This window comes from Burkholderia sp. 10_S31 (genome assembly GCF_056930375.1).
The window spans coordinates 2,395,513-2,420,949 of the sequence record NZ_JBXOWK010000001.1; the positions used below are offsets into that span (position 1 = coordinate 2,395,513).

Below are 25,437 nucleotides of genomic sequence, written 5' to 3' on the forward strand. Positions count from 1 at the left end.
TATGACAGACGCGTGAGCCGTTCCGAATGCACGCGAAAGGCATGCGAAAGCAAATGGCCGATTTGCCGCGCGCGGATTACGAATGGCTTAACGTCAATCGACCGATACCCTTCCGGATTCATCGTGTGAACGCAGGGAATCCCATGCAATGGCCGACCGGCGATCACCGCGGCCAATTGTCGCCCGACACCGCCTTTTAGTGCCTGATGCACATCAACCCGGCAACGCGCGCGCGAATCGCCGCCGACCCGCGTGCGAGGCCCGTTCGCCCTTGACAGCCGCGCCATGCGAACCACACTGGATCAGGTATGGCCCGCGCGCGCGAACGCCCGCTTCGCGCATCCGGTTCGCAACCGGCCGAGGTCCGGAATACGCGGTAACACTCCCGCATGTCAGGACATTGGTCGAATAAAAAGCAACAAATTACAAATCCGTATATATTTCGCCGATGGACCAAAGAAAAACCGCAACACGTTCCGAGCCCCCCCTGCCACGCACCTGGGATGCGCGGCTGGCGCGTGCGCTCGTCCGACCGCTGATCGACACGCCGGTCACCCCGAATCACCTCACTACCCTTCGCCTGCTGATCGGCCTCGCCGGTGCCTGGTGCTTGGCGCAAGGCGGCTTCGGCTGGAGCAACGCGGGCGCATTCCTGATCGTGCTGTCGAACTTCGTCGACCACACCGACGGCGAACTCGCGCGCATCAGCGGCAAGTCGAGCAAGATCGGTCACTTTTACGACCTGGCGGCCGACGCGCTCGTGACGGTCGCGCTGTTCGTCAGCATGGGCCTCGGCATCGTCGCCCAAGGCGGCCAGATGGCCGCGTCGCCGGTGCTGCTCGGCGCGGTGGCCGGTGCGGCCGTCGCGCTGATCTTCTTCCTGCGCATGCGGATCGAGTCGATCGCGGGCAAGGCCGGCACCAAGCAGGCATTCGCCGGCGGCTTCGAGACGGAAGACGTGCTCTACCTGCTGCCCATCGTGACGCTCGTCGACGGCGTCCAGCCGTTCCTGCTCGCGGCGTCGATCGGCGCGCCGCTGTTCGCCGCATGGGTCGTGATCGACTGGTGGCGCATCGTCCGCCGCGGCAACCTCCAGCAGAACTCAACCGAAATCCAGGCTTCCAAATGACTCCTAGCACGCGCGACGACTCCGTGCTGAGCCCGGCACGCCCCGCGCCTGCGCGCGCGGCAGCGGCCGAACCCGATCGCGCCGTGGCCGACCGCGTCGGCCGTCTCGACCTCGACCGCCTGCGCGGCGACTACACGCGCCAGGGGTCGTTCCTGTACCTCGACGAATTCCTGCCGGCCGATGCGCACGCGAAGCTCGCGGCCGCCGCCCGCGCGATGCAGGCCGGCCTGAACCGCAACTACCTGCCCGGCCACAAGCAGGGCGGCAGCGTGAGCCGGCACACGATCGACGAGCAGGCGCCGTACATCGCCGAGCTGTACCGCTCGAAGGCGCTGATCGGCTTCCTCGAGAAGATCACCGGCGACAAGCTGATGGTGTCGCCGGACAACGATCCGCATGCGTACGCGCTGTACTACTACACGAAGCCGGGCGACCACATCGGCTGGCACTACGACACGTCGTACTACGACGGCCGCCGCTACACGCTGCTGATCGGCGTGATCGACGATTCGTCGTGCCGGCTCGACTACGAGCTGCATACGCGCAATCCGGACGTGCCCGACGAACCGGGCTCCGTGCAGATCGCCGACGGCGGCATCGTGCTGTTCGACGGCGACAAGCTGCGTCATCGGATCACGCCGCTCGGCCAGAACGAGACGCGCGTGTCGCTGACTTTCGAATACGTGACCAACCCCGGCATGCGGCCGTGGAAACGCTTCATCTCGAACATGAAGGACGCGATCGCGTATTTCGGTTTCCGCCAGGTGTTCAAGCAGCTGGCCACGCGACGGTCGACCGGGTCATGACACGCGCCGGCCTGATCCTGCTGTCCCTCGGAACGGCACTCTTCGTCGCCCTGCTCGCGTGGCAGGGTGTCGGCGCGGTCGCGTCGACGTTCCTCGCGGCCGGCTGGGGCCTCGCGCTCGTCGCGGCGTTCCACGTCGTGCCGCTCGTCATCGACGCGCTGGCGATCTCCGTGATGTTCCGCCGCGGCCAGCCGGGCGCCGAGCTCGGCAACGCGCTGCGTGCGCGCTGGGTCGGCGAATCGGTGAACAGCCTGCTGCCCGCCGGGCAGATCGGCGGCCCGGTGCTGATGGTGCGCCACCTCGCGCAGCGCGGCACGCGAATGGCCGATGCGGCCGCCGCGGTCACCGTCAGCACGACGATGCAGGCGCTCGCGCAGATGGCGTTCGCGTTGATCGGCATCGCCACGTTCAGCCTCTATGCGACGCACGATTCGGTCGCTCACCTGCGCACACCGGCGCTGATCGCCACCGGCGTGCTCGGCGCCCTCGCCGTCGCGTTCTACGCGGCACAGCGGCGCGGGCTGTTCGGCCGCGGGATGCGTCTCGCGTCGAAGCTGCTGGGCCCGCGCGACTGGTCGTCGCTCGCGACCCGCGCGGATGCGATCGACGACGCGGTCGGCGCGCTGTACCGCGATCGCGCGAAGGTCGCGAAGACCTTCGCATTGAGCCTCGTCGGCTGGATCGTCGGCACCGCCGAAGTGTGGCTCGCGCTGCACTTCCTCGGGCACCCGGTCAGCTGGCTCGACGCGCTGCTGCTCGAGAGCGTCGGCCAGGCGATTCGCGGTGCGGCGTTCGCGATCCCGGGCTCGCTCGGCGCACAGGAAGGCGGTTACCTGCTGCTCGCCCCGCTGGTCGGCCTGCCGCCCGACGCGGCGCTCGCGCTGTCGCTCGCGAAGCGCGCGCGCGAACTCGCGCTCGGCCTGCCCGGCCTGCTCTATCTGCATTTCAGTGAAAGAAACTGGCAGCGGCGCCGTGCGCCGCAGCCGCTCGCCGACTGATCGTTCAGATCCGCCGGCTTTTTGGTTGGAGAACCCATGCGAGCCATCATTCTTGCGGCAGGCCTCGGCTTGCGCCTGCAACAACCGCCCGAGGCGCAATTCCCGAAGTGCCTGCTGCGCTTCGACGACGTGTCGCTGCTCGAGCGCCATCTGCGCGTGCTCGACGCCGCAGGCGTCGATGAAATCGTGCTCGGGCTCGGCTTCCAGTCCGAGAAGGTCGAACAGGAATTGAAGCGCCTCGGCCGCACCGCCGAGATCGTGCTGAACGAGCGCTACGACCTCGGCAGCGTGCTGACCGTGCACACCGTCGCCGATGCGATGACGCGCGGCGGCGACGTGCTGCTGATGGACGCCGACGTGCTGTACGACGAGAACATCCTGCATGCGCTGGTGGCCGATTCCGACAAGGCGGTCGACCGCCTGCTGATCGACCGCGACTTCGAGGCCGGCGACGAGCCCGTCAAGCTGTGCCTGAAGAACGGCGTGCCGGTCGAGCTGCGCAAGCAGCTCGCGGTCGACCTCGACTACGACACGATCGGCGAATCGGTCGGCTTCTTCCGCTTCACCGAAGGCACCGCGCGCCGCCTCGCGACGATCGTCGCGGGCTACGTCGACAGCGGCCGCGCGAACATGCCGCACGAGGAAGCCGTGCGCGACCTGCTGCTCGAAGGCGGCCACTCGTTCGACGTCGCCGACGTCACCGGTTCGCCGTGGATCGAGATCGACTTCCCGAACGACGTCGCACGCGCCACGCAAGACATTCTCCCCCTGATTCAACGCACTACCGCAGGAGCCGCGCGATGAACGCACGCGAACCCAACTTCTCCGAATCGCGCAGCGCACGCCTGCGCCGCATGCTCGTCAGCAGCGATCTCGAATTCCTGATGGAAGCGCACAACGGCCTGTCGGCGCGCATCGTCCGCGAAGCGGGCTTCAAGGGGATCTGGGCCTCGGGCCTCGCGATTTCCGCGCAGTTCGGCGTGCGCGACAACAACGAAGCGAGCTGGACGCAAGTCGTCGACGTGCTCGAGTTCATGGCCGACGCGAGCGACCTGCCGATCCTGCTCGACGGCGATACCGGCTACGGCAACTTCAACAACGTGCGCCGCCTGGTGAAGAAGCTCGAGCAGCGCGGCATCGCCGGCGTGTGCATCGAGGACAAGCAGTTCCCGAAGACCAACAGCTTCATCGGCGGCGAGCGCCAGCCGCTCGCCGAGATCGACGAGTTCTGCGGCAAGATCAAGGCCGGCAAGGATTCGCAAAGCGATCCCGACTTCTCGATCGTCGCGCGCGTCGAGGCGCTGATCGCGGGCTGGGGGATGGACGAGGCGCTGCGCCGCGCGAACGCGTATGCGGAAGCCGGCGCCGACGCGATCCTGATCCACAGCAAGCTGTCGCGCCCGGACGAGATTCTGCAGTTCGCGCGTGAATGGAGCGGCAAGGCGCCGCTCGTGATCGTGCCGACCAAGTACTACAGCACGCCGACCGACGTGTTCCGCCAGGCCGGCATCAGCACCGTGATCTGGGCGAATCACCTGATCCGCGCATCGGCATCCGCGATGCAGGCGACCGCGCGCGAGATCTACGAGAGCGAAACGCTGATCAACGTCGAGGACCGCGTTGCATCGGTCAACGAGATCTTCCGCCTGCAGGACGCCGACGAATACTCGGCGGCCGAGCGCATCTACCTGTCGTCGTCGTCGCGCGCGTCGAACGCCGCGATCGTGCTCGCCGCGAGCCGCGGCAAGGGCCTCGAGGCCGTCACCGAAGACAAGCCGAAGGTCATGCTGCCGGTCGCCGGCAAGCCGCTGCTGCGCTGGCTCGTCGACGGCTTCAAGACGCACGGCGTGAACGACATCACCGTGGTCGGCGGCTATCGCGCCGACGCGATCGACACGTCGGGCATCAAGCTCGTCGTCAACGAGCGCCATGCACAGACGGGCGAGCTCGCATCGCTCGCGTGCGCGGCCGAACGCCTGACCGGCGACACTGTGATCTCGTACGGCGACCTGCTGTTCCGCAGCTACATCGTGCGCGACCTCGCGGAGAGCGAGGCCGAGTTCAGCGTGGTGGTCGATTCGTCGCTCACGGAAACCAACCAGAGCGTGCGCGATTTCGCGCTCTGCTCGGCTGAAGACGATCGCGGCCTGTTCGGCCAGAAAACCTATCTGCAACGCGTGTCGAGCGACGTCGCCGCGGGCACGCCGCACGGCCGCTGGATCGGTCTGCTGAACGTGCGCGGCGCAGGCGTCGACCGCCTGAAAGCGATGCTCGCCACGCTGCAGGCGCGTCCCGACTTCGACACGCTCGACATCCCGTCGCTGCTCAACGAACTGATCGCCGCCGGCGAGAAGATCGAGGTGCAGTACGTGCACGGCCACTGGCGCGGCGTCAACGATCTCGAAGACTTCCGCCGCGCGGGCGACTTCGCGCACGGCCAGACGCCGCTGTCCGAACCGAGTGCCGGCAACGGGGGCGCGCAATGATCGAAGCGGCCCAGTTCGTCGAGGCCGCGCGCGAGCGCGGTTTCGACTGGTACGCGGGCGTGCCCTGCTCGTACCTGACGCCGTTCATCAATTACGTGCTGCAGGACCCAACACTGAATTACGTGTCGGCCGCAAACGAAGGCGACGCGGTCGCGCTGATCGCGGGCGCGACGCTCGGCGGCAAGCGCGGCATTGCGATGATGCAGAACTCGGGGCTCGGCAACGCGGTGAGCCCGCTCACGTCGCTGACCTGGACGTTCCGGCTGCCGCAGCTGCTGATCGTCACGTGGCGCGGCCAGCCGGGAGTCGCCGACGAGCCGCAGCACGCGCTGATGGGCCCGATCACGCCCGCGATGCTCGACACGATGGAGATCCCGTGGGAGACGTTCCCGACCGACCCCGAACAGGTCGGCCCGGCACTCGACCGCGCGATCGCGCACATGGACGCGACGGGCCGCCCGTACGCGCTCGTGATGCAGAAAGGCAGCGTCGCGCCGTATGAACTGAAGGCGAACCCGGCGGCGACGCCGCGCGCGCATGTCGCCGCGCAGTCGTCGGCGCGCGCCGAATTGCCCGCCGCGTGGCCGACGCGCCACGACGCGCTGCAGCGCGTGATCGCGCACACGCCGGTCGACTCGACCGTCGTGCTCGCGTCGACCGGCTTCTGCGGCCGCGAACTCTATGCGATCGACGATCGTCCGAACCAGCTGTACATGGTCGGCTCGATGGGCTGCGTGACGCCGCTCGCGCTGGGTCTCGCGCTCGCGCGCCCCGACCTGCGCGTGGTGGCCGTCGACGGCGACGGCGCCGCGCTGATGCGCATGGGCGTGTTCGCGACGCTCGGCACCTACGGTCCGTCCAACCTCACGCACGTGCTGCTCGACAACGGCGCGCACGAATCGACGGGCGGCCAGGCGACCGTGTCGCAGCATGTGTCGTTCGCGGGCGTCGCGGCTGCATGCGGCTATGCGTCGGCCGTCGAAGGCGACACGCTCGACGTGCTCGATGCGACGCTCGCCGCGCAGGCGGACGGGGTCCGGCCATCCGGTACGCAGTTCGTGCGCGTTGCGATCCGCACGGGCGTGCCCGACGGCCTGCCCCGCCCGACCGTGACGCCGGTCGAGGTCAAGACCCGCCTGATGCGCCATATCGGCGCCGCACAGGCCGAAGCCCACGTTGAAGGAGCCCATTGATGCTGCTGCTGAACCCCGGCCCCGTCACGCTGACCGAACGCGTGCGCCGCAGCTTGCTGCAACCCGACCTGTGCCATCGCGAAAGCGAATTCTTCGATCTGCAGGATGAAGCGCGTGCGCGCCTCGTCGCCGCGTATGCGCTCGATCCGGCTGAATGGGCCGCCGTGCTGATGACGGGCTCGGGCACCGCCGCCGTCGAAAGTATGATCGCGGCGCTCGTGCCGCAGGACGGCAAGCTGCTCGTGATCGAGAACGGCGTGTACGGCGAGCGCATCACGCAGATCGCGACGCAGTACGGGATCGCGCACGACGTGCTGAAGCATGAGTGGATGCAGGCGCCCGATCTTGCGCAGATCGCCGCGCGCCTCGACGCGGGCGGCTACTCGCACGTCGCGGTGATTCATCATGAAACGACGACGGGCCGGTTGAATGATCTCGGTGCGATCGCCGAGGTGTGCCGTGCGCGCGGCGTGAAGATGCTCGTTGATGGTGTGAGCAGCTTCGGCGCGGAAGCGATCGACTTTGCCGGTGGCGTGATCGACGCGGTCGCCGCGACCGCGAACAAGTGCCTGCACGGCGTGCCGGGCGCGGCGTTCGTGATCGTGCGCCGCAGCACGCTCGCGAAGGCCGCGAGCCGTACTTACTACCTCGATCTCGGCCGTCTCGCAAAGCTGCAGGATCAGCGGAATACGCCGTTTACGCCTTCCGTGCACGCGTACTATGCGCTCGTCGAGGCGCTGCGTGAGTTTGATGAAGCTGGCGGCTGGCGTGCGCGGCATGCGCATTACAAGGCGCTCGCCGATCAGGCACAGGCCGGCCTCGCCGCGCGTGGAATGCCGCTGGTGCTGCCGGAAGGCGCGTCGTCGGTCGTGCTGCGCGCGTATCGGCTGCCGCAAGGTGTCACGTATGAGACGCTGCATGACGGGCTGAAGGCGCGTGGCTTTGTAATCTACGCGGGCCAAGGCGGGTTGTCGAAGGAGCTGTTCCGGATTTCGACGATGGGCGCGATCCAAGCGGCCGATGTCGATCGGTTGCTTGACGGGTTTACGGCGCTGACGCAGTAAGCGCTGCCCCACCTTCGTCGACGAAAGGCCCGCGAGGGCCTTTTTTTGTTCTTCGAACATTTCTCGGCAACACGGAATCCAGTGTCGGCACCCGCCGCCATGTTCGGCCGCTCGCCTTTGCGCTTGAATCGTCGACCGTTGTGCCAACCGTTGTGCCAAGTGGCTCAAGCACCGAAACCTCATCGCCGGCGATAAAGACCGGCGGTACGGTTTGCGCGGATGACAATCCCGATTCACGTTCGACCGCATGGGCTGCAGTCATGGACAACTCGCGTCACACTCCCGCAATGGCCGCTTCGTCATCCGAACGAATCTCGTCCTTGCGATGTCCACCGGCATCATCAACCGAAACGACCGCGGGCAACGACGGCGCAAGCACGTTTTCCCATTTCGCGACGGCGGCCGAGGCGACCGCATTCCCAAGCACGTTGGTCGCGGTACGTCCCATGTCCAGAAAATGATCGACGCCGATGATAAGGAGCAGCCCGGCCTCGGGGATATTGAACTGGCCCAGCGTCGCGGCGATGACGACCAGAGATGCACGCGGCACTCCGGCCATGCCTTTGCTGGTCAGCATCAGGATGGCAAGCATCGACAACTGCTGCACGAACGACAGATGAACGCCATACGCCTGTGCGATGAACAGCGTGGCAAAGGTGCAGTACATCATCGTGCCATCGAGATTGAACGAGTAGCCGATGGGCAATACGAAGCTCGCGATACGTTCGGGAACACCGAAACGGACCAGTTGTTCCAGCATCTTCGGATAAACGGACTCGCTGCTGGCCGTACTGAAGCCGATCAGCATCGGCACGCGCATGAAACGCACCAGCGAAAATACCCTGCGCCCGAACAACACGGCACCCGCCAATACCATCAGAAGCCATAGCACGATCAGGCTTCCGTAGAATTCGCCCATGAACCGGCCAAAAGTGACGAGCACCGACGCACCGCGTGTCGTCACGACGTTCGCGATCGCGCCGAACACCGCGAACGGCGCGAGCGCCATCACATAGCCTGTCACTTTCAGCATGACGTGAGAAACCTGCTCGAGCATGCGAATGACGAGTTGCGCCTTGTCGCCAAGCGTCGTAAGCCCGACGCTGAAGAAGGCCGCGAACACCACGATCTGCAGGATTTCGTTGTTTGCCATCGCCCCCACAATGCTGCTAGGCACGAGATGCACTACGAATTCCTTGGGCGACAGCCCACTCGTACTCAGCCCGGTCGAGGCGTTTATCGCGGGCAACGGCAAGTTAAGCGCGCTGCCGGGCTTCAGCCAGTTGGCGATCAGCGCGCCCAGCGCGAGCGAGATGAAAGACGCGAAGAGAAACCAGCCCAGCGTCCTGAGCCCGATGCGGCCCACCGCGCGGACATCGCCTATCTTCGTCACACCGATGACGAGCGAGCAGAACACAAGCGGCGCAATGATCATCTTGACCAGGCGTAGAAACACGTCGGCGAGAAGCGAGAAATAGCCGCCGACCTGATTGGCCGCTTCCGCGTCGGGCAGCATCGCATGACAGGCAACGCCGGTTGCGATGCCGAGCATCATCCCGACAACAATGCGCGCAGCAAGAGGAAATTTCATGAGTGTCTCCAAGCGTGTCGTTGACAAACGACATTGATGTGAGGTGGCAGGTCAGGCGCCAAGCCGCATGTAAGCCATATGCGCAACGGCCGCGTCCTGCAGGGCGATGCCGACTGCCTTGTAGATCACGATGTCGGTGGCGTCCCGGGCGCGATGCTCATCGGCGCCGATGACGGACGAAAGATCCACCAACGTCCTGCTCTCGATCAGTTCACGCGACGGACGCAGCAGATCGCCCGTTTCGAATGGCGTCTGCTGCGTCCAGTCCACGACGATGCGAGAGGCCGCGAGCAACGATGCGTCGTCGAGCTCGCGTTGATCGGGACGCGTCGCGCCGATACTCGCGACGAATGCGCCCGGTCGTAGCCATTCGCCGCGTATGACCGGTTCGGATGCACGCGTTGCGACGACGACGATGTCGGCGGCGGCGCACGCTTCGGCATCGACCACCGATACGTCGAGACCGAACCGATGCCCGAGGCTGTCGGCAAGTGCCTCCGCGGTTGCGGCATCGCGGCTGTGAATCAGCACTTCGCGCAATCCGGTTCGTTCAGCCAAGGCCTCTGCATGAGCCCGCGCCTGCACTCCGCTGCCGAACAGTCCAAGGCTTCGGCTCTCCGGACGCGCCAGATGTCGGGCTGCAAGCGCGGTGGTCGCGGCCGTGCGCACGCCCGTGATCGCATCGCCTTCGAGCATCGCGAGGAGCGCACCATCGACGAGCGAAAACAACGCGATGTAAAAGCGGAATTGGCCATCGAGCGTCGTGTACATCTTTATCGCCGCGACCTTGGCAATGCCCAGCATTGCGCTCATTGCGCTGAACTTCACGTCGGACAAGCCGATGCGTGCGCGAGGCTGAACGGCCGCCGCGCCGTTTTGCAGGTCGAGATAGGCAGCGCGAATGGCGTCCGATGCCAAGCGCATGTCGAGCACTGCCGCGATCTGGTCGTTGGTCAAGATCTTCATTGCTGCGGCTCCAGCATCATGCTTTCGACTGCTCCGCCGATCCAGCAGCCCGCGTCGGCGTTGTCGGGGTCTCGCATTTCGACCCGGATGCTGGACGGCTTGCCCATCGCGTACCCTTGATGCACGGTCATGCCCGACGCGCCATGCGCGAGCAGACCGTAGTGCAGCGCACCGTAGAGGGTCGCTGCCCCGGCGATGCCCGTCGCCGCATCTTCGGGATATCCGGACGAGCGCGGAAACTGCCGCGCGTGCACCTCGAGAGGCCGTGTGCGCTCGACGGCAAACGGATAGAGGCCGGTCGATCCGAGCGCGTCACATAACGCCTGCACCTTGTCGAAGGACGGCGTGAGCGCCTGAAGTCGCTGTACCGAGCGCATCGGTATCAGCGTCTTGGTCCGGCTCGTCGTGGCGTTGACAATGCCGAGAGCATCCAGATCGTCAGCATCGATGCGCAGCACATCGCATATCGCGGCGTGCAGCCGCGCGTCTTCGATCGGTTGCACGATGCCTTTGGGCTGGCTCGCTTCGATGGATTGCGTGCTTTCGTCAAAGCGTGCGTCGACGATGCCGCTCAACGTTTCGAGTGTCGCGACGCGGGACGTCCAGCGGCCAAGCCTCCGCAGAAGCCACAATGCGCCGAGCGTCGCATGACCGCACATCTCCATCTCGTGCCGGGGGACGAAGAAGCGCAGGCGATACGTGTTGCCCGTGTTGCGCGGCGCGCACACGAATGCACTCTCGTGACCGTAGCTCGCGGCAATCGCCATCATCTCGTCCGCAGACATGGCATCGGCATCCAGCACGACGGGTGCGGGGTTGCCGCCGCCTCGCCCTGCGGGAAAGACGCGCACGAAATAGAGGCCCCCGTGAGGACGCGACTCGAACTTGGCGTTGGGTGAGCGAGGTAACAAGGAAGGGGCGTTTTCAACCGACATGAACGGGCTCCAGCGTGTAAGTGACGCCAGCATGCCGAAGGGGAAGCAATGTTTCGCCGCCTGTCGGGCCACGACATGCGCACAATCAGGCCAATTGCGCGTTTGGCCCGTCGCGCGGGAGTTCGCGCACACCCGTGTTTTCCCTGAGAACAGGGCTGGGCCTGGGGCGTGCGTGCCCCGGTTACGTGCACGGAAGTTTGAAACGCTATACTGGGACATCCCATTGATACAGCGGCCCACAAGTCCCGCCACATATGGCGGCTACCCACCGCATGCTGCGCCCAAGGGTCATTTCGTGAAGCACTATCCGACCGCCAGTACCCACTTGTCCGAAGATCGCATTGCCGATGTTCGGCAGGTTTCGATCGGCGATTACCGCACGCAGCCCCACGAACATGACGAGTACATGTTTTTGCTGCCGCGCACGGGCCAACTGATCCTGAACGTCGAATCGAACGCCTCGCCTTTGCGCGTGGCGCCGATGTCGTTTGTCGTGGTGCCGCCGCGGCGCCTGCACGACACGCACGGCTATCTGACGCAGCAGGAACACGTCGCCGTCTATGTGGCGAGCGATTTCGTCGCGTACTGCGAGCGCAAGGCGCAAAGGCGTCTGTCGTGCGCGAAGATATCCATCTGGTCTGCGCCATTGGCGCTGCTCAACGCGGTGCGTCTCGCCACCGACACAGGTCAGCGCGACGTCGGCGAACTCGCGGCCTATCGTCGGGAGCTGGCCAACAAGATGTTGGCGGCCACGTGCGTCGAGGCTGGGTTGATCTCGGGCCATCGTCCATTGACGGCCGCCGACGCTCGCCATGAACTCGTGAAAGATATTCGGGCCTTTCTCGACTCGACACTCGATCAATCGATCGGACTCGATCGCATCGCCTACGAGTTCGGCCTGTCGCGGCGCACGTTGACGCGCATGTTTCGCGACGTCACGGGCGAATCCATCGTCGACTACCAATCGCGGCAACGTGTGCGCCACGCGTCGCTGCTGTTGCAATCCCCCGGCATGACGGTCGTCATGGCGGCGGCAGCGGTCGGTCTCGATTCACCGTCCTATCTCGCCCGCCTGTTCCGGAAGCACGGACAGGCGCTACCGCGATCCTTCAAGACGTGACGACGAGAGTCCTGCGCTTCGCCCCACTGCTGGCGCTCGCCACCGCCTCCGCCGCTCAGGCCGCCGACAGCCAGCCTTGCGGTGACGCGACCGTCACGGCCATCGCCCGCTGGGCCGGCATCGCAAGCGCCCGCATCGCCATGCGCGACGCCGACCGGCTCGTCGTCGCATCGGCGTGCAAGGCCATGCCGAACGCGCCGGAAACGACGATCGCGGCCGTCGCGTTCGATTCGCTGCCGAAGAGCAGGAACCCGGACGAAAGCACGAAGCTGCAAGTCGTAGCACTTGTCGAAGGTGGGAAGGTCGTGGCGGCCGAGCGGACGATCGTCGAGGAAGACGCCATCACGGAAGTCGGCCCGGACAGCTATCGCATCGATACCGCGCCATACCGGCTGTCGCCCGACGTGCGCGCGTTCGGCGTCGTGTTCACGAGCAGCGCGCGTGGGCCGAGCTGCCCTGATGCGAACGCAAGCGACGAGTTGACGCTGTGGGTACGCGAAGGCAACCGTATCCGCCCGGTGTTCGGCACCAACCTGTACGGCTGGGTCAGCGTTGAAGGCGAAGCCTGCGGCCCCGGCGTCGGCGATGCCCGCAGCGAAGCGGCAAAGATGACGATCGCGGTCGAGAAATCATCGAGCCACGGCTTCGCCGACCTGTCGATCACGGCACACATCACGAAGACGCAACGCAAGGACGGCGACTACTCGGATACGGGCCAGCGAATCGCGCGCGCGGTCGTCACATACGACGGCAAGTCGTACGGGATCGATATGTTCCGGACCTTCTGGTATTCGCCTGAGGCGCTAAAGCGACTCAAGTGAAGCCGGCGGACGGATCACGCCCCACCCGCCTACTCCACCACCTTCGCCCCAATCGCATCGCCTGACGTCGGCATCCGCAGCCCATCGTCGCGCACACGCCGCGTCTCCCGCGCCGTATACCGATCCTTCAGCCGCAGGAACGGCTTCTCGATCAGGAAGTAGCTCGCCGTCGCCGCCAGCAGCGCCCAAACGATGCCGAGCGGAAACACATGCGCGACCGGCAGATCGGGATTCGCGAACGGCTGCTGCCACAAATACAGGCTGAACGAAATCGTGCCGACGAACACGACCGGCGCGGCCCGCAGCCAGCGCGCGCACCAGAACTCGCTGCGGAAATTCAGCACGACGATCACGATCGCGATCAGCGCGGCCTCGAGCGTCACGCCGTAGGTGGCATTCCAGAACCCGCCGAGCCGATGTTCGGCGAGCGGCATCCCGAACAGCACGATGAAGACGAGCGCCGTCACGATACGCGTCTCGCCGCGCCACGAGCCGATCCACGTCTCGAGCCGTTCGCGGTTGAGCGCCGCGTAGCAGCCGATCAGGATCGGATCGACGCCCGTGTGCAGCATCATCCCGAGCTGCCCGCGCAGCGCCGGCGCGACGAAATACGTCAGCGCGCGCACCAGCGGCACGATCAGGATCAGCGCGGCCAGCCAGCGCGTGCCGGCGCGGCGCATGCCGTACACGAACAGCAGCGGCCAGAACCAGTAGAACTGTTCCTCGAGCGCGAGCGACCAGAAGTGGCCGAGATACCACGCGCCGTCCGGATGCGCCACGTTGTCGCCGGCCAACCCGAACCACGCCGAGTAATTCCATAGATGCAGCGCCGCATACAGCCACTGGCGCCGATCGACGTCGAGCCAGCCGGCGACGGCAAGGACGCCGACGGTCGCGAGATACATGTAGCAGGCCGGCCAGATCCGCAGCGCGCGGCGCACGTAGAACGAGGTCAGCGCGATCCCGCCGGTGCGTGCGAACTCCGCGCGCAGCACGTTGGTGATCAGGAACCCGCTGAGGACGAAGAAGATCAGCACGCCGAGCCGGCCGTCGGCGATCAGCCGCAGCGGCGCGAACCAGCCGGTGTAGCCGCCCGGCAGCACGTGCTCCGCATGGCCGACGACGACCATCGTGACCGCGACGGCGCGCAACCCGGTCAGCTGCTTGACGCGATGGTTCATCGGCTGGTTTCCGTTGGCACGGTGAAGGGATGGCAGACCGACGCCCTCATCCGCAGCGCCGATCTGCCGCCGGGATTTTGTCTGAAAAATATCGGAATGAAATTGTCTAAAAAATCCGGTGCGCATGCCGGCCGGCACGCCGCGCCGCGCGCCCGGGCGCCGGCCGGCGCGCAGCGGCCCGGATGAATGGGCATAATGACAAGCCTTGTCCGGCAGCGGCCGGCCCGATGCAGGCACAACGAATCTTGCGGCGCCGCACTATCCGCGATCCCGGCGCCGCCGTCCGCATCCTGGCCCGTGCCTCGTCCGCCCTCCCGTCGACCCTCACCCGGAGCCAGCCTGTGTACCCACCGATCGAACCCTACGCCCACGGCCACCTCGACACCGGCGACGGCCACCGCATCTACTGGGAGCGCTGCGGCACCCCGTCCGGCAAGCCCGCGGTGTTCCTGCACGGCGGTCCGGGCGCGGGTTGCAGCCCCGACCATCGCCGCCTGTTCGATCCCGAGCGTTACGACATCCTGCTGTTCGATCAGCGCGGCTGCGGGCGCTCGACGCCGCATGCAAGCCTCGACAACAACACGACCTGGGACCTGGTGGCCGACATCGAACGGCTGCGCGAGATGGTGGGCGCGGAACAGTGGCTCGTGTTCGGCGGCTCGTGGGGCAGCGCGCTCGCCCTCGCGTACGCGGAAACGCATCCGCAACGCGTGAGCGCGCTCGTCGTGCGCGGCATCTTCACGATGCGTCGCGCGGAATTGCTGTGGTACTACCAGGAAGGCGCATCGTGGCTGTTTCCCGACCTGTGGGAAGCATTTCTCGCACCGATTCCGGAAGCGGAGCGCGACGACCTGATGGCCGCGTACCATCGCCGGCTGACGGGCGACGACGAAGCCGCGAAGCTCGAAGCCGCGCGTGCGTGGAGCATCTGGGAAGGCCGCACGATCACGCTGCTGCCCGATCCGGCGCTGGCCGCGCACTTCGCGGACGGCCACTACGCGCTCGCGTTCGCGCGGATCGAAAACCACTACTTCGTGAATCGCGGGTTCGTCGACGAAGGCCAGTTGCTGCGCGACGCGCATCGCCTCGCCGGCATTCCGGGTGTAATCGTGCAGGGCCGCTACGACGTCGCGACGCCCGCACGCACCGCGTGGGATCTCGCGAAAGCCTGGCCGGACGCGACGTTCGAGATCGTGCCGGACGCCGGGCACGCGTACAACGAACCGGGCATCCTGAAGGCGCTGCTTGCGGCGACCGACCGGTTCGCTGCGTAGGCGGCACCGCGCGGCACAATATGACGCGGCGCGCTGCAGCCGGCCATGCCGGCCTGCACGCGCCGCAAGCTCAAAGCGCGGCTTCGACGATCGTCCGGCCGCTGATCGCCCGCTCGACGAGCTGTTCGTCCCCGACCTTGCGGATCGCATCGTCGAGCAACCCTTCCGGCTCCTCGGTGGCCACCTTCAGCAGGCCCGACAGGCCGCGCGCGTCGAGCACCACGAGCGTCTCCATCGAATCCGCACGGCTCACGAGCACACGGCGAAACGCCGGGCCTGCGCCGAAGCTCGCGCAAAGCGCGATCGTCTCGTTGCCGAGCGTGTAGTCGAAGGTCTTGATCATGTTTGCCGCCGTTGCATGGGTATGGCTGCGCGCGACGGCGCGGCGCCATGACGTCGACGCACCCGCGCGTGCCGCCGCCGGACCGCGGTCCGGTCCGTTCGCCGGCATCACCATGCTAGGCGGGCAGTATTAACGAAGACTTAAACGGCCGGCATGCGGCGCTTGAGGCCGATCACGCCGTATCACGACGCATCGTCGAGCGGCTCGACCGTCACGCCGACCTTCAGCTCCTGATCCGCGCCGCCGCCGCGAATCACGCCGCGCAGCGGCGTCACGTCCGCATAGTCGCGGCCGATCGACAGCATCACGTAATCGTCGCCCGGCGCACGGTCGTTGGTCGGATCGAGCTGCAGCCAGCCGTCGTCCTCGGGCCATGCCGGGTCGTACACGTCGACCCACGCATGCGACGCATCCGCGCCGATCAGCCGCGGCTGCCCGGGCGGCGGCTGCGTCAGCAGATAGCCGCTCACGTAGCGCGCGGCGAGCCCGAGCGAGCGCAGCGCGCCGATCATCACGTGCGCGAAATCCTGGCAGACGCCCTTGCGCAATCGCAATGCATCGAGCGCGGACGTCGTGATGTCGGTGCTGTTCGGCGTATACGCGAAATCGGCGTGGACTCGCCGCATCAAGTCCCACGCGGCCTGCACGAGCGGCCGCCGCGGCGTGAAGCTCGCGGCCGCATACGCGGCCAGTTCGGGATCGCACGCCACATGCGGCGATGCGAACACGAACTCGCTCGCCGCGTCGTACGGCTGCCCCGCGCGAAACCGCAAGCGCTCGCGTACGGCTTCCCACGCCGTTGCGTGTTCGGCGTCGGGATTCGCGATCGCGGGCGGCGGCGCACCGCGCGCGCCCTGCGACCATACGGGCGGGCTCACGCGCACCGTGCTGCGGCTGCGCACGAGCAGCGCATCGTGAGGCTGGTTCAGCGCGAACGATGCGCGTGCGTTGCCGAACGCGTCGATCTCGGTGCCGACCGCTTCCGGTGCAGGCTCGATGTCGAGTGCGAACGACAACACCTGCTGGCGCGGCGTCGCGAGCGGCTGCAGCCGCGCCTGGTGCTGCGCGGATTCGACGCGTGCCGCGTAGCGGTATTCCGTATCGTGCGTCACCCGCAGCAGGCGGCCGGGCGCGGCAACAGTCGACGTGGTCGGGGTTGCAGGGGTTGCAGGCGTAGCCGCCGCTGCCTCCTTCGCGCTGCCGGAACCCGGCGTGGGCGACGTCTTCGCCGCATGTTTCGTCGTCACCATAGCGTCCTGCCCGCCTCGCGTACGTGACTGAAATAACGCTCGCCGATCCGGTTCGACAAGTCCCATACCGCTTTCACGGTCGTGTCGAGCGCATCGAGCAGCTTGTCGTGGCGGCCGTCGTCGCCGGTTTCGCACAGTTCGTGCAGCGACCACGTGGGCACGTCCGGAATCGTCTCGGCCAGTTCGGACAGCGCATAGCCTTCGCTGCGCTCGACCTTCGTCAGCCGGCCGCGCAGCGCCTGCACGACCCAGCCGAGCGAGCGCGGGTTGTCGGTGTCGAGCACCACAAGCGACAGCAGCGGCGCGACGTCGAAGCCGCGCTGGAAACGCGAGCGGAACGTGATCGTGCTGTCGAACAGTTCCAGCACGAGTTCGAAGCCGTCCTGCCGGTGCACGGCGCCCTCGTCGAACGCGAACTTCAGCACGCTGCACAGGAAGTCCAGCCGGTCGATCTGCCTGCCGATCGACAGCAGCCGCCAGCCGTCGTCGCGCGTCATGTTGTCGGTCTGCGCGCCGGTGATCGCGCCGAGCAGCAGCGCCAGCCGCTCCAGCAACTGCAGCGCCTCGTTGCCGATCTGCTCCTCGGCTTCCGGATGGCTCGCGCTATCGGCGAACAGCTGCGTCGCGTCGTCGATCAGCCGCCATTGTTCGCTCGACAGCCGCTCGCGAATCGCGGCGGCGGCGGCGCGCATCCCGAACAGGCAGGAGGCGATGCCGGACGTGCGGTCCGCGCCGCGCGTCAGCGACGTCGCGAGCGTGTGCTGGAACGCACGCGGCGCATCGACCGCGTTCGGCGCATCGGGGGCGATCAGGCCCGTATCGCGACAGAGCGTGTCGATCAGCTCCAGATGCGCGGGACTGTCGACGTCGTCCTCGCCGCGCAGCCGCTCGAGCGCGGCACGCGCGAGACGCATCAGGCCGTTCGCGCGCTCGGTGTAGCGGCCGAGCCAGAACAGGTTCTCGGCCGCGCGGCTCGCGATCGCGCGCGGGCGCTCGACGAGATCGTCGGGGCCGAGATGCGTTTGCAGCAGCGTCGTCGAATCGACGATGCCTTCGGTCATCACCCACGTATCGACGGTGCTGCCGCCACGCGGCATCGGCGCATTGAACAGCGTATCGCGCGTGCCGACCCGCGACAGTCCGCCCGGCAGGAGCCGCCAGCGCTGCGCGCCGTCGGCGAGCGCGAACACGCGCAGCAGCAGCGGTTTCGGCACGATGCGCGCGCCGCCGCTGCCATCGGGCGCGTCGCGCCCCGGCCAGGTCGGCGCCTGCGACAGCGGCAGGTCGGCCTGCACCGTGTAATGCTCGGGCCGGGCAAGGATGCGCGCACGCCACTCGGCCAGCTGCGCCGGCGTGAGGCGCGCGCCGATCACCGGATCGAACGCGCCGCCCGCCTGCACGTCGGGCGGATACGACGGCTTCACGATGCTGCGCGCGAGTTGCGGCAGCGCATCCGCGCACGCGGCCGCCTCGCCGCACCACCACGAATGCACGGCCGGCAGCGTCAGCGTTTCGCCGAGCAGCGCTTCCGCGAGGCGCGGCATGAAGCCGAGCACGCCCGGCGATTCGAGGAAGCTCGAACCCGGCGCGTTCGCGAGCAGCACGTTGCCCGCGCGCACGGCCTGCAGCAACCCCGGCACGCCGAGCATCGAATCGGGCCGCAGTTCGAGCGGATCGAGCCACGCGTCGTCAACGCGCCGCAGGATCCCGTGCACGGGTTCGAGCCCGCTCAGCGTCTTCAGGAATACGCGGTTGTCGCGCGCGGTCAGGTCGCCGCCCTCGACGAGCGTGAGGCCGAGGTAGCGTGCGAGATACGCATGCTCGAAGTACGTCGCGCTGTGCGGCCCCGGCGTCAGCAGCACGATCCGCGAATTCTTCGAGGCCGGGCTGAGCGCCTGCATGCTCTCCAGCAGCGACCGGTACGCGGACGCGAGCCGCTGCACGCGCAGCCCGCGGAAGCCGCGCGGAAAGAGCCGCGACACGATCAGCCGGTTCTCGAGCAGATAGCCGAGGCCGGCCGCGCCCTGCATGTGCTGCGCGACGATCCGCCATTGCCCGTCGGGGCCGCGCGCGAGATCGAACGCGACGACGTGCAGCCACGTATCGCCCGGCACGCGTGCGCCGCGCATTGCACGCAGGTAGCCCGGGTGGCCGGTGACGAGCGCGGGCGGCAGCAGCCCGCGCTCGAGGATCGTCTGCGGCCCGTACAGGTCGGCCAGCGTCGCATTGAGCAGCCGCACGCGCTGCAGCACGCCGCGCTCGATCGCGACCCAGTCCTCGGGCGTGACGATCAGCGGCAGCAGGTCGAGCGACCACGGGCCGGCCGCGCCGTCGCCCGCGCGTTGCTCGTGGAGCTGGTAGAACAGGCCGTTCTCGCGCATGCGCCGCTGCAGCGCGTCGGCGCGGCGGTCGAGGTCGGCCACGCCGTCGCTGCCGATCGACGTGAAGAAGCTGCGCCAGGCGGGCGCGAGCAGCGGCGCCGTGAGGCCGGCGGCGCTGCCGCGCAGTTCGTCGTAGCGGCCTGCCGCGGACGGCGCCGCGAGCGCGGCGGCCAGTTCCGCGGCGTCCGGCTGCGCGCCGGTATCGAAGAGCGTGGGCATCGCGTCGGCGTCGGCGAGATCGTCGGGGTGAATGGGCGGCACGGTCGGTATCGTTCCGTCGTCAAAGGGCAGCCACGCCCGCGCGCCGCCGCACCGGCGGCCAGGCATGGCAGACGCGGCAGACGCGGCGGGCGGCCGCGGTCTGCCCGCATCCTAGCACTCCGGCGGGCGCGCCGGGAGGTCGCGAACCGCACATCGTCGTCCGTCCTTTCATCCGACGATCAGGGCCGTCGCAGGTCGAGCGTGAACGGGAATTCACGGCTCGGCGCGGCGGCCGATACCGTCATCCGCCCCGGCGTGTGCCCCATCGCGACGAAGCGCGCGAGCCGGCGGCTCTCGGCCTCGTACGCATTGACGGGGAACGTCGCATAGTTGCGCCCGCCCGGATGCGCGACGTGATAGCGACAGCCGCCGAGCGAGCGCTGCAGCCACGTATCGACGATGTCGAACGTGAGCGGCGCATGCACGCCGATGGTCGGATGCAGCGCCGACGGCGGCGCCCACGCCTTGTAGCGCACGCCCGCGACGTATTCGCCGACGGTGCCGGTCGGCTGCAGCGGCAGCGCGCGACCGTTGACGGTCACGACGTGCCGGTTGTCGTTCAGACCGGTCACGCGCACTTCGAGCCGTTCGACCGACGAATCGACATAGCGCACCGTGCCGCCGGGCGCGCCCTCCTCGCCCATCACGTGCCACGGCTCCAGCGCGCCGCGCAGCGACAGCTGCATCCCGTTCACCGCGATCTGGCCAAACAGCGGGAAGCGGAACTCGAAGTGCGGCGCGAACCAGGCCGGATCGAACCCGAACCCGGCGTCGCGCAGCTCGGCCAGCACGTCGTCGAAATCCATCTTCAGGAACGCGGGCAGCATGAAGCGATCATGCAGCGCGGTGCCCCAGCGCGTGAGCGGCGTCGTGTACGGGGCGGCCCAGAAGCGGGCGACCAGCGCACGCAGCAGCAGTTGCTGCACGATGCTCATCCGCGCATGCGGCGGCATCTCGAACGCGCGCAGTTCGAGCAGGCCGAGCCGGCCGGTCGACGAGTCGGGCGAATACAGCTTGTCGATGCAGAACTCGCTGCGGTGCGTGTTGCCGGTCACGTCGATCAGCAGGTTGCGCAGCACGCGGTCGACGAGCCATGGCGGCATGTCCTGCCCGAACAGCAGCTTGTTGCGCTGGATTTCGGCGAACGCGATGTCGAGCTCGTAGAGCTGGTCGTTGCGCGCCTCGTCGACGCGCGGCGCCTGGCTCGTCGGCCCGATGAACAGCCCGGAGAACAGGTACGACAGCGACGGGTGGTTGTGCCAGTAAGCGACCAGGCTCGCGAGCAGGTCCGGGCGGCGCAGGAACGGGCTGTCGGCCGGCGTCGCGCCGCCGAGCACGAAGTGGTTGCCGCCGCCCGTGCCGACGTGCCGGCCGTCGACCATGAACTTCTCGCTCGACAGACGCGACTGCCACGCGGCGTCGTACAGGAATTCCGTCTGGTCGACGAGTTCGTCGAAGCTCCGGGCCGGATGGATGTTCACCTCGATCACGCCAGGATCGGGCGTGACCTGCAGCAGCTTGAGCCGCGCGTCGCGCGGCGGCGGATAGCCTTCGAGCACGAGCTTCACGCCGAGCGCCTGCGCGGTCAGCTCGATCGCGGCGAGCAGGTCGAGATAATCCTCGAGCTCGGCCAGCGGCGGCGTGAACAGGTACAGGACGCCGTTGCGCACTTCGACGCACAGCGCGGTGCGCGTGATCCACGCGGCCGATTCAAAGCGCTCGGGGCGGCGCTTCAGGTCCGGCACGGCGTGCGCGTGCTGTTCGCCCGCCGCGGTGCCGTCGCTGCGCCACTGCATGACGGCTTGCGCCGACGCTTCGCGATGCACGCCGGCCAGATAACGCGGCGCGTCGGCCGTGCCCGCGTAATGCGCACGGAACGCGGCGGCATCCGGCAGCGCGGTGCGCGGCGCGAACGGATCGCGCTCGACCAGGTACGGATAGTCGGCGCCGGTCACCCACGGCAGCGAATCGAGCGGCAGCCGATAGCCCATCGGCGAATCGCCGGGCATGAGGTACATCCGCTCGTCGCGGAAGAACCACGGGCCCGTCTGCCAGCGCGGGCCGTCGAGCCCCGGCACATCGTCCGTGCGCTTGATCGGCAGCACGTAGCCGACCACGCTGTCGAGCCGCTGGTCGAACACCTTGCGCAGCCGCGCGCGTTCGAGCTCGTCGTCGAGGCGCGAGTCGAACGGATCGACGTTGACGGGCAGCCGGCGCTCGCGCCACAGGTAGTACCAGACGTCCTCGTAGCCGGGCCGCACGAATTCGTCGGTCAGGCCGAGGCGCGCGGCCAGCGCATCGATGAAGCGCTTCGCGTCGTCGGTCGTATGCTCGGACGGCTCGCGCTCGTCGGCGAACAGCGACGGATCGTGCCATACGGGCTGGCCGTCGGCGCGCCAGCAGATCGACAGCGCCCAGCGCGGCAACTGCTCGCCCGGATACCACTTGCCCTGCCCGAAATGCAGGAAGCCGCCTTCGCCGTATTCGGCGCGCAGCCGCTGCACGAGTTCGGTCGCGTAGCCGCGCTTGGTCGGGCCGAGTGCATCGGTGTTCCATTCGGCGCCGTCGCGATCGTCGATCGACACGAAGGTCGGCTCGCCGCCTTGCGTCAGCCGCACGTCGCCGCCCGTCAGCGCGCCGTCGACCTGTGCGCCGAGCGTGCGCACGGCATCCCATTGCGACTCCGTATACGGCTTCGTCACGCGCGGCGACTCATACACGCGCGTCACCGCCATCTCGTGCTCGAACGCGACTTCGCATTCGTCGATCAGCCCTTCGACCGGCGCGGCGCTGGTGGGCTGCGGCGTGCACGCGAGCGGGATATGCCCTTCGCCGGCGAGCAGGCCCGAGGTCGGATCGAAGCCGATCCAGCCCGCGCCCGGCAGATAGACTTCGCACCACGCGTGCAGGTCGGTGAAGTCGACCGACGTGCCGCTCGGGCCGTCGAGCGCCTTCACGTCGGGCGTGAGCTGGATCAGGTAGCCGGACACGAAGCGCGCGGCGATGCCGAGATGCCGGCACAGCTGCACGAGCAGCCACGCGCTGTCGCGGCACGACCCGGACGCAAGCTCGAGCGTCTGCTCGGGCGTCTGCACGCCCGGCTCCATCCGCACGAGATAGCCGATATCGCGCTGCAACTGCTGGTTCAGCGCGACGAGGAAGTTCACGGTGCCGGCCGGCGTGAGGTCGACGCTGTCGAGATACGCGCGGAACAGCGGCGCGGCGGTCGTCTGCGGATCGCATGCGAGATACGGCGCGAGTTCGGTCTTCTGCGCATCGTCATAGCTGAACGGGTATTGCTCCGCGCTCGCTTCGAGAAAGAAGTCGAACGGGTTGTATACCGACATCTCGGCGACGAGATCGATCGTGACCTCGAAGTGTTCGGTGCGCTCCGGAAACACGAGTCGCGCGAGATAGTTCGAGAACGGGTCCTGCTGCCAGTTGATGAAGTGCTGCGCGGGCTCGACCGTCATCGAATACGAGACAATCGGCGTCCGGCAGTGCGGCGCGGGCCGCAGCCGCACGATCTGCGGCCCGAGGTTGACGGGCCGGTCGTAGCGGTAGCGGGTGGTGTGATGCAGCGCGACGTGAATGGGCATGGGAGAGCCGCTCGGTTCGGGTTGAGCCGGCCGCACGCGCCGCGTCGCCGTCGTTGCGGCGGCACGGCACGGCGGGTTAGGCGAAGGGGTGCGTCAGACGAGTTCCGGCGACTGCACGACGCTGATCTCGACGCCGACGGTGCTCGCGCCGAGCCCCGTCACGGGCTGCGCGTCGCGATAGTCGAGGCCGACAGCGATGCGCACGTAGCGCTCGTCCGGGCAGCGGTTCATGAACGGATCGAAGCCGACCCAGCCGAGCCCTTCGACATAGGCCTCGGCCCATGCGTGGCCGGCCGGCTGCTGCATCAGCGTGGCGGCCTGCGGCTGCGCGCCGAGCGCCGCCTGCGGCAAGCCCTGCGACTGCGCGGCGTGCGATGCGCCGAGCGCCTGCTGCATGCCGTCGCCGCTCTGCAGCGCGAGCGCTTCCTCTTCCTCGTCGCCGGCCGCGCTCTGCTTCGCGTCGGCGATGCGCTGCATCGCGCTGTCGGCGAGCACGTAGCCCGAGATGTAGCGCGCGGGCACCTTCAGCGCACGCGCGGCCGCGATGAACGCATGCGCATGGTCGCGGCTCGTGCCCTCGCCGCTTTGCAGCGCGGTTTCGGCATCCACCGGCGCGTCGGCCAGGCTCGGCGCATACGCGATGCGGCCGTGCACTTCCGTCATCAGCCAGTGCAGCGCGTCGAGGCTGTGCGGCTCGATCGGCAGCGCCTGCGTGATTTCGAGCACGGTGTCTCCAGCCTTCGTGAGCGCGGTCTCGCGCTCGAAGATCCACGGCGGCGCATAGCCCTCGGGGTTGCCGAGAATGCCTGCGCGGTCCTGCGTCTCGACGACGCCGGCCGCGACCACGACGATCTCGTTCTTCGCGCCGCGGTCGTGGCGCACGAGGTCGATCCGGTTGCCGAGCCCGTCCGCATAGGACAGCGTCGGCTCGACGCCGTCGATCGTGACCTGCCACGCGCGCACGGTCTGCCCGGGCCCCGACTGCGGGCGCAGCCGCAGCCGTTGCAGCGCATGGGTGGCTTGATCGTCGAACCGATAACGCGAAATGTGTCGGATGGCGAGTCGCATGGAAAGTCTCTCAGTCGAAGTTGTAAGCCTGGGCGATATCGACCCCGAGGCTGTTGTTGCGGCCGATGAAGTCGGTCAGGAACTCGTGCAGGCCGCTCTTGAAGATCCGCTCGACCGTCGTGTCGGACAGCATTTGCAGGATCTTCGTGGCCGTGTCGTGACACGGGTGTGTCACGCCGTAATCCTTCGCGAGCAGGTTGAGACTCGACATCACGCGGCCATAGCAATAGCGCAACGAGCGCGGCATGCGGCCGTTCAGGATCAGGTAGTCGGCGATGTTCATCGGCTTGTACTGCACGTCATATACCCAGCGATACGACCGGTGTGCGGCCACGCAGCGCAGAATCGTCTCCCACTGATAGTTGTCGAGGATCGTGCCGACGTGCGACACCGACGGCAGCAGCAGGTGGTATTTGACGTCGATGATCCGCGCGGTGTTGTCCGCCCGCTCGACGAACGCGCCGATCTGCGCGAAATCGAAGATCTCGTTGCGCAGCATCGTGCTGTAGAAGCTGCCGAGAATCAGCGCGGTTTCGCGCTTCACTTCGTCGAGCACCGCCGGCAGCCCGCTCTCCGGCACCGGCTGCGCGAGCGCGCGGCGCAGCGCGAGCCAGGCACCGTTCACGCTCTCCCATGCCTCGCGCGTGAGCGCCGTGCGCACCATCCGCGCATTCGAGCGCGCGGCCTCGATGCACGACAGCACGCTCGACGGGTTGTCGCGGTCGCGCAGCAGGTAGTCGGTCACGGTATCGGCGGCATACGCGTCGTATTTCTGACGATAGCCGTCGTCCGCGCCCGAGCTGACCAGCACCGACGACCATTCGGCCGGCGCGTCGGACGTGCGCGTAAGCGCCATCCGCAGCCCGGCATCGACGATGCGCGCGATGTTCTCCGCGCGCTCGATATAGCGGTACATCCAGTAAAGCCCGCTCGCAGTTCGTCCCAGAAGCATCTCGTGTCCACTCCGTGTT

The 25,437-nt window shown here is 67.5% G+C and carries 21 protein-coding genes; 11 read left to right on the forward strand and 10 right to left on the reverse strand.

What is annotated here, in order from left to right:
* Positions 1–448: 448 nt before the first annotated feature.
* Genes AC1Z3W_RS10710 through AC1Z3W_RS10740 form a run of 7 tightly spaced genes read left to right on the forward strand, consistent with a single transcriptional unit; the run spans position 449 to position 7,676 of the window.
* Positions 449–1,129, forward strand: coding sequence for a CDP-alcohol phosphatidyltransferase family protein (locus AC1Z3W_RS10710; protein WP_057930041.1), 681 nt, complete (start codon positions 449–451; stop codon positions 1,127–1,129).
* Positions 1,126–1,935, forward strand: a complete 810-nt coding sequence (locus AC1Z3W_RS10715; RefSeq protein WP_057930042.1) for a HalD/BesD family halogenase — start codon at positions 1,126–1,128, stop codon at positions 1,933–1,935. The genes AC1Z3W_RS10710 and AC1Z3W_RS10715 overlap by 4 nt, the downstream gene beginning before the upstream one ends.
* Positions 1,932–2,933, forward strand: coding sequence for an HpnL family protein (locus AC1Z3W_RS10720; RefSeq protein ID WP_057930043.1), 1,002 nt, complete (start codon positions 1,932–1,934; stop codon positions 2,931–2,933). Before AC1Z3W_RS10715 ends, AC1Z3W_RS10720 begins: the two co-directional genes overlap by 4 nt.
* 36 nt (positions 2,934–2,969) lie before the next feature.
* On the forward strand, positions 2,970–3,737 hold the full coding sequence (locus AC1Z3W_RS10725) for a phosphocholine cytidylyltransferase family protein (protein WP_057930044.1): 768 nt from the start codon (positions 2,970–2,972) through the stop codon (positions 3,735–3,737).
* Positions 3,734–5,419 carry a phosphoenolpyruvate mutase gene (aepX, locus tag AC1Z3W_RS10730; RefSeq protein WP_483507561.1) on the forward strand — a complete coding sequence of 562 codons (1,686 nt, stop codon included), beginning with the start codon at positions 3,734–3,736 and terminating at the stop codon, positions 5,417–5,419. Before AC1Z3W_RS10725 ends, aepX begins: the two co-directional genes overlap by 4 nt.
* Positions 5,416–6,612, forward strand: coding sequence for a phosphonopyruvate decarboxylase (gene aepY / locus AC1Z3W_RS10735; protein ID WP_124835720.1), 1,197 nt, complete (start codon positions 5,416–5,418; stop codon positions 6,610–6,612). The genes aepX and aepY overlap by 4 nt, the downstream gene beginning before the upstream one ends.
* The gene (locus tag AC1Z3W_RS10740; RefSeq protein WP_483507562.1) at positions 6,612–7,676 is read left to right on the forward strand and encodes a 2-aminoethylphosphonate aminotransferase; all 1,065 of its coding nucleotides are present in this window, start codon (positions 6,612–6,614) and stop codon (positions 7,674–7,676) included. The genes aepY and AC1Z3W_RS10740 overlap by 1 nt, the downstream gene beginning before the upstream one ends.
* A 274-nt stretch (positions 7,677–7,950) precedes the next feature.
* Here AC1Z3W_RS10740 and AC1Z3W_RS10745 read toward each other — a convergent pair whose 3' ends face one another.
* The 3 genes from AC1Z3W_RS10745 to AC1Z3W_RS10755 are packed head-to-tail and all read right to left on the reverse strand — an operon-like array spanning position 7,951 to position 11,168.
* Positions 7,951–9,267, reverse strand: a complete 1,317-nt coding sequence (locus tag AC1Z3W_RS10745; RefSeq protein ID WP_057930048.1) for a dicarboxylate/amino acid:cation symporter — start codon at positions 9,265–9,267, stop codon at positions 7,951–7,953.
* Positions 9,268–9,318: 51 nt separating this feature from the next.
* Positions 9,319–10,233, reverse strand: a complete 915-nt coding sequence (locus AC1Z3W_RS10750) for an ornithine cyclodeaminase family protein (protein WP_124835722.1) — start codon at positions 10,231–10,233, stop codon at positions 9,319–9,321.
* Positions 10,230–11,168, reverse strand: coding sequence for a PhzF family phenazine biosynthesis protein (locus tag AC1Z3W_RS10755; protein ID WP_483507563.1), 939 nt, complete (start codon positions 11,166–11,168; stop codon positions 10,230–10,232). Before AC1Z3W_RS10755 ends, AC1Z3W_RS10750 begins: the two co-directional genes overlap by 4 nt.
* Positions 11,169–11,463: 295 nt before the next feature.
* On the opposite strand from AC1Z3W_RS10755, the gene AC1Z3W_RS10760 reads away from it, so the two are divergent.
* Together AC1Z3W_RS10760 and AC1Z3W_RS10765 are read left to right on the forward strand one after the other, a co-directional pair.
* Positions 11,464–12,288 carry an AraC family transcriptional regulator gene (locus AC1Z3W_RS10760; protein ID WP_057930051.1) on the forward strand — a complete coding sequence of 275 codons (825 nt, stop codon included), beginning with the start codon at positions 11,464–11,466 and terminating at the stop codon, positions 12,286–12,288.
* Positions 12,285–13,109 (forward strand): PA3715 family protein, encoded by an 825-nt coding sequence (locus AC1Z3W_RS10765; protein ID WP_483507564.1) that lies wholly within the window; start codon positions 12,285–12,287, stop codon positions 13,107–13,109. Before AC1Z3W_RS10760 ends, AC1Z3W_RS10765 begins: the two co-directional genes overlap by 4 nt.
* A 29-nt stretch (positions 13,110–13,138) precedes the next feature.
* On the opposite strand, the gene AC1Z3W_RS10770 is transcribed toward AC1Z3W_RS10765, so the two are convergent.
* Positions 13,139–14,290 (reverse strand): acyltransferase family protein, encoded by a 1,152-nt coding sequence (locus tag AC1Z3W_RS10770; protein WP_483507565.1) that lies wholly within the window; start codon positions 14,288–14,290, stop codon positions 13,139–13,141.
* Here AC1Z3W_RS10770 and AC1Z3W_RS10775 point away from each other — a divergent pair.
* Together AC1Z3W_RS10775 and pip are read left to right on the forward strand one after the other, a co-directional pair.
* The gene (locus AC1Z3W_RS10775; RefSeq protein WP_124835727.1) at positions 14,282–14,476 is read left to right on the forward strand and encodes a hypothetical protein; all 195 of its coding nucleotides are present in this window, start codon (positions 14,282–14,284) and stop codon (positions 14,474–14,476) included. The genes AC1Z3W_RS10770 and AC1Z3W_RS10775 overlap by 9 nt on opposite strands.
* A gap of 155 nt (positions 14,477–14,631) precedes the next feature.
* Positions 14,632–15,564: a prolyl aminopeptidase gene (gene pip / locus AC1Z3W_RS10780; RefSeq protein ID WP_483507566.1), complete on the forward strand. Its 933-nt coding sequence runs from the start codon at positions 14,632–14,634 to the stop codon at positions 15,562–15,564.
* Positions 15,565–15,634: 70 nt separating this feature from the next.
* Here pip and AC1Z3W_RS10785 read toward each other — a convergent pair whose 3' ends face one another.
* The 6 genes from AC1Z3W_RS10785 to AC1Z3W_RS10810 form a co-directional block, all read right to left on the reverse strand.
* The gene (locus AC1Z3W_RS10785) at positions 15,635–15,907 is read right to left on the reverse strand and encodes a hypothetical protein (RefSeq protein WP_483507567.1); all 273 of its coding nucleotides are present in this window, start codon (positions 15,905–15,907) and stop codon (positions 15,635–15,637) included.
* Positions 15,908–16,089: 182 nt separating this feature from the next.
* A complete protein-coding gene (locus AC1Z3W_RS10790) occupies positions 16,090–17,157 on the reverse strand; it encodes a transglutaminase family protein (protein WP_057930055.1) in 1,068 nt (355 codons plus the stop codon).
* Complete coding sequence (locus AC1Z3W_RS10795) at positions 17,151–19,757, reverse strand: circularly permuted type 2 ATP-grasp protein (RefSeq protein WP_124835732.1); 2,607 nt, start codon at positions 19,755–19,757, stop codon at positions 17,151–17,153. The genes AC1Z3W_RS10790 and AC1Z3W_RS10795 overlap by 7 nt, the downstream gene beginning before the upstream one ends.
* A gap of 221 nt (positions 19,758–19,978) precedes the next feature.
* On the reverse strand, positions 19,979–23,398 hold the full coding sequence (locus AC1Z3W_RS10800) for a transglutaminase family protein (protein WP_124835731.1): 3,420 nt from the start codon (positions 23,396–23,398) through the stop codon (positions 19,979–19,981).
* Between the two features lie 93 nt (positions 23,399–23,491).
* Positions 23,492–24,466 carry a transglutaminase family protein gene (locus AC1Z3W_RS10805; RefSeq protein WP_057930057.1) on the reverse strand — a complete coding sequence of 325 codons (975 nt, stop codon included), beginning with the start codon at positions 24,464–24,466 and terminating at the stop codon, positions 23,492–23,494.
* 10 nt (positions 24,467–24,476) lie between these two features.
* Positions 24,477–25,418 (reverse strand): alpha-E domain-containing protein, encoded by a 942-nt coding sequence (locus tag AC1Z3W_RS10810; RefSeq protein ID WP_483507568.1) that lies wholly within the window; start codon positions 25,416–25,418, stop codon positions 24,477–24,479.
* Positions 25,419–25,437: the final 19 nt, after the last annotated feature.

Coding starts and splice junctions, on each gene's coding strand:
- AC1Z3W_RS10710 (WP_057930041.1), top strand. CDS start 449: ATGGACCAAAGAAAAACCGCAACACGTTCCGAGCCCCCCCTGCCACGC.
- AC1Z3W_RS10715 (WP_057930042.1), top strand. CDS start 1,126: ATGACTCCTAGCACGCGCGACGACTCCGTGCTGAGCCCGGCACGCCCC.
- AC1Z3W_RS10720 (WP_057930043.1), top strand. CDS start 1,932: ATGACACGCGCCGGCCTGATCCTGCTGTCCCTCGGAACGGCACTCTTC.
- AC1Z3W_RS10725 (WP_057930044.1), top strand. CDS start 2,970: ATGCGAGCCATCATTCTTGCGGCAGGCCTCGGCTTGCGCCTGCAACAA.
- aepX (WP_483507561.1), top strand. CDS start 3,734: ATGAACGCACGCGAACCCAACTTCTCCGAATCGCGCAGCGCACGCCTG.
- aepY (WP_124835720.1), top strand. CDS start 5,416: ATGATCGAAGCGGCCCAGTTCGTCGAGGCCGCGCGCGAGCGCGGTTTC.
- AC1Z3W_RS10740 (WP_483507562.1), top strand. CDS start 6,612: ATGCTGCTGCTGAACCCCGGCCCCGTCACGCTGACCGAACGCGTGCGC.
- AC1Z3W_RS10745 (WP_057930048.1), bottom strand. CDS start 9,267: ATGAAATTTCCTCTTGCTGCGCGCATTGTTGTCGGGATGATGCTCGGC.
- AC1Z3W_RS10750 (WP_124835722.1), bottom strand. CDS start 10,233: ATGAAGATCTTGACCAACGACCAGATCGCGGCAGTGCTCGACATGCGC.
- AC1Z3W_RS10755 (WP_483507563.1), bottom strand. CDS start 11,168: ATGTCGGTTGAAAACGCCCCTTCCTTGTTACCTCGCTCACCCAACGCC.
- AC1Z3W_RS10775 (WP_124835727.1), top strand. CDS start 14,282: ATGGTTCATCGGCTGGTTTCCGTTGGCACGGTGAAGGGATGGCAGACC.
- AC1Z3W_RS10770 (WP_483507565.1), bottom strand. CDS start 14,290: ATGAACCATCGCGTCAAGCAGCTGACCGGGTTGCGCGCCGTCGCGGTC.
- AC1Z3W_RS10785 (WP_483507567.1), bottom strand. CDS start 15,907: ATGATCAAGACCTTCGACTACACGCTCGGCAACGAGACGATCGCGCTT.
- AC1Z3W_RS10790 (WP_057930055.1), bottom strand. CDS start 17,157: ATGGTGACGACGAAACATGCGGCGAAGACGTCGCCCACGCCGGGTTCC.
- AC1Z3W_RS10795 (WP_124835732.1), bottom strand. CDS start 19,757: ATGCCCACGCTCTTCGATACCGGCGCGCAGCCGGACGCCGCGGAACTG.
- AC1Z3W_RS10800 (WP_124835731.1), bottom strand. CDS start 23,398: ATGCCCATTCACGTCGCGCTGCATCACACCACCCGCTACCGCTACGAC.
- AC1Z3W_RS10805 (WP_057930057.1), bottom strand. CDS start 24,466: ATGCGACTCGCCATCCGACACATTTCGCGTTATCGGTTCGACGATCAA.
- AC1Z3W_RS10810 (WP_483507568.1), bottom strand. CDS start 25,418: ATGCTTCTGGGACGAACTGCGAGCGGGCTTTACTGGATGTACCGCTAT.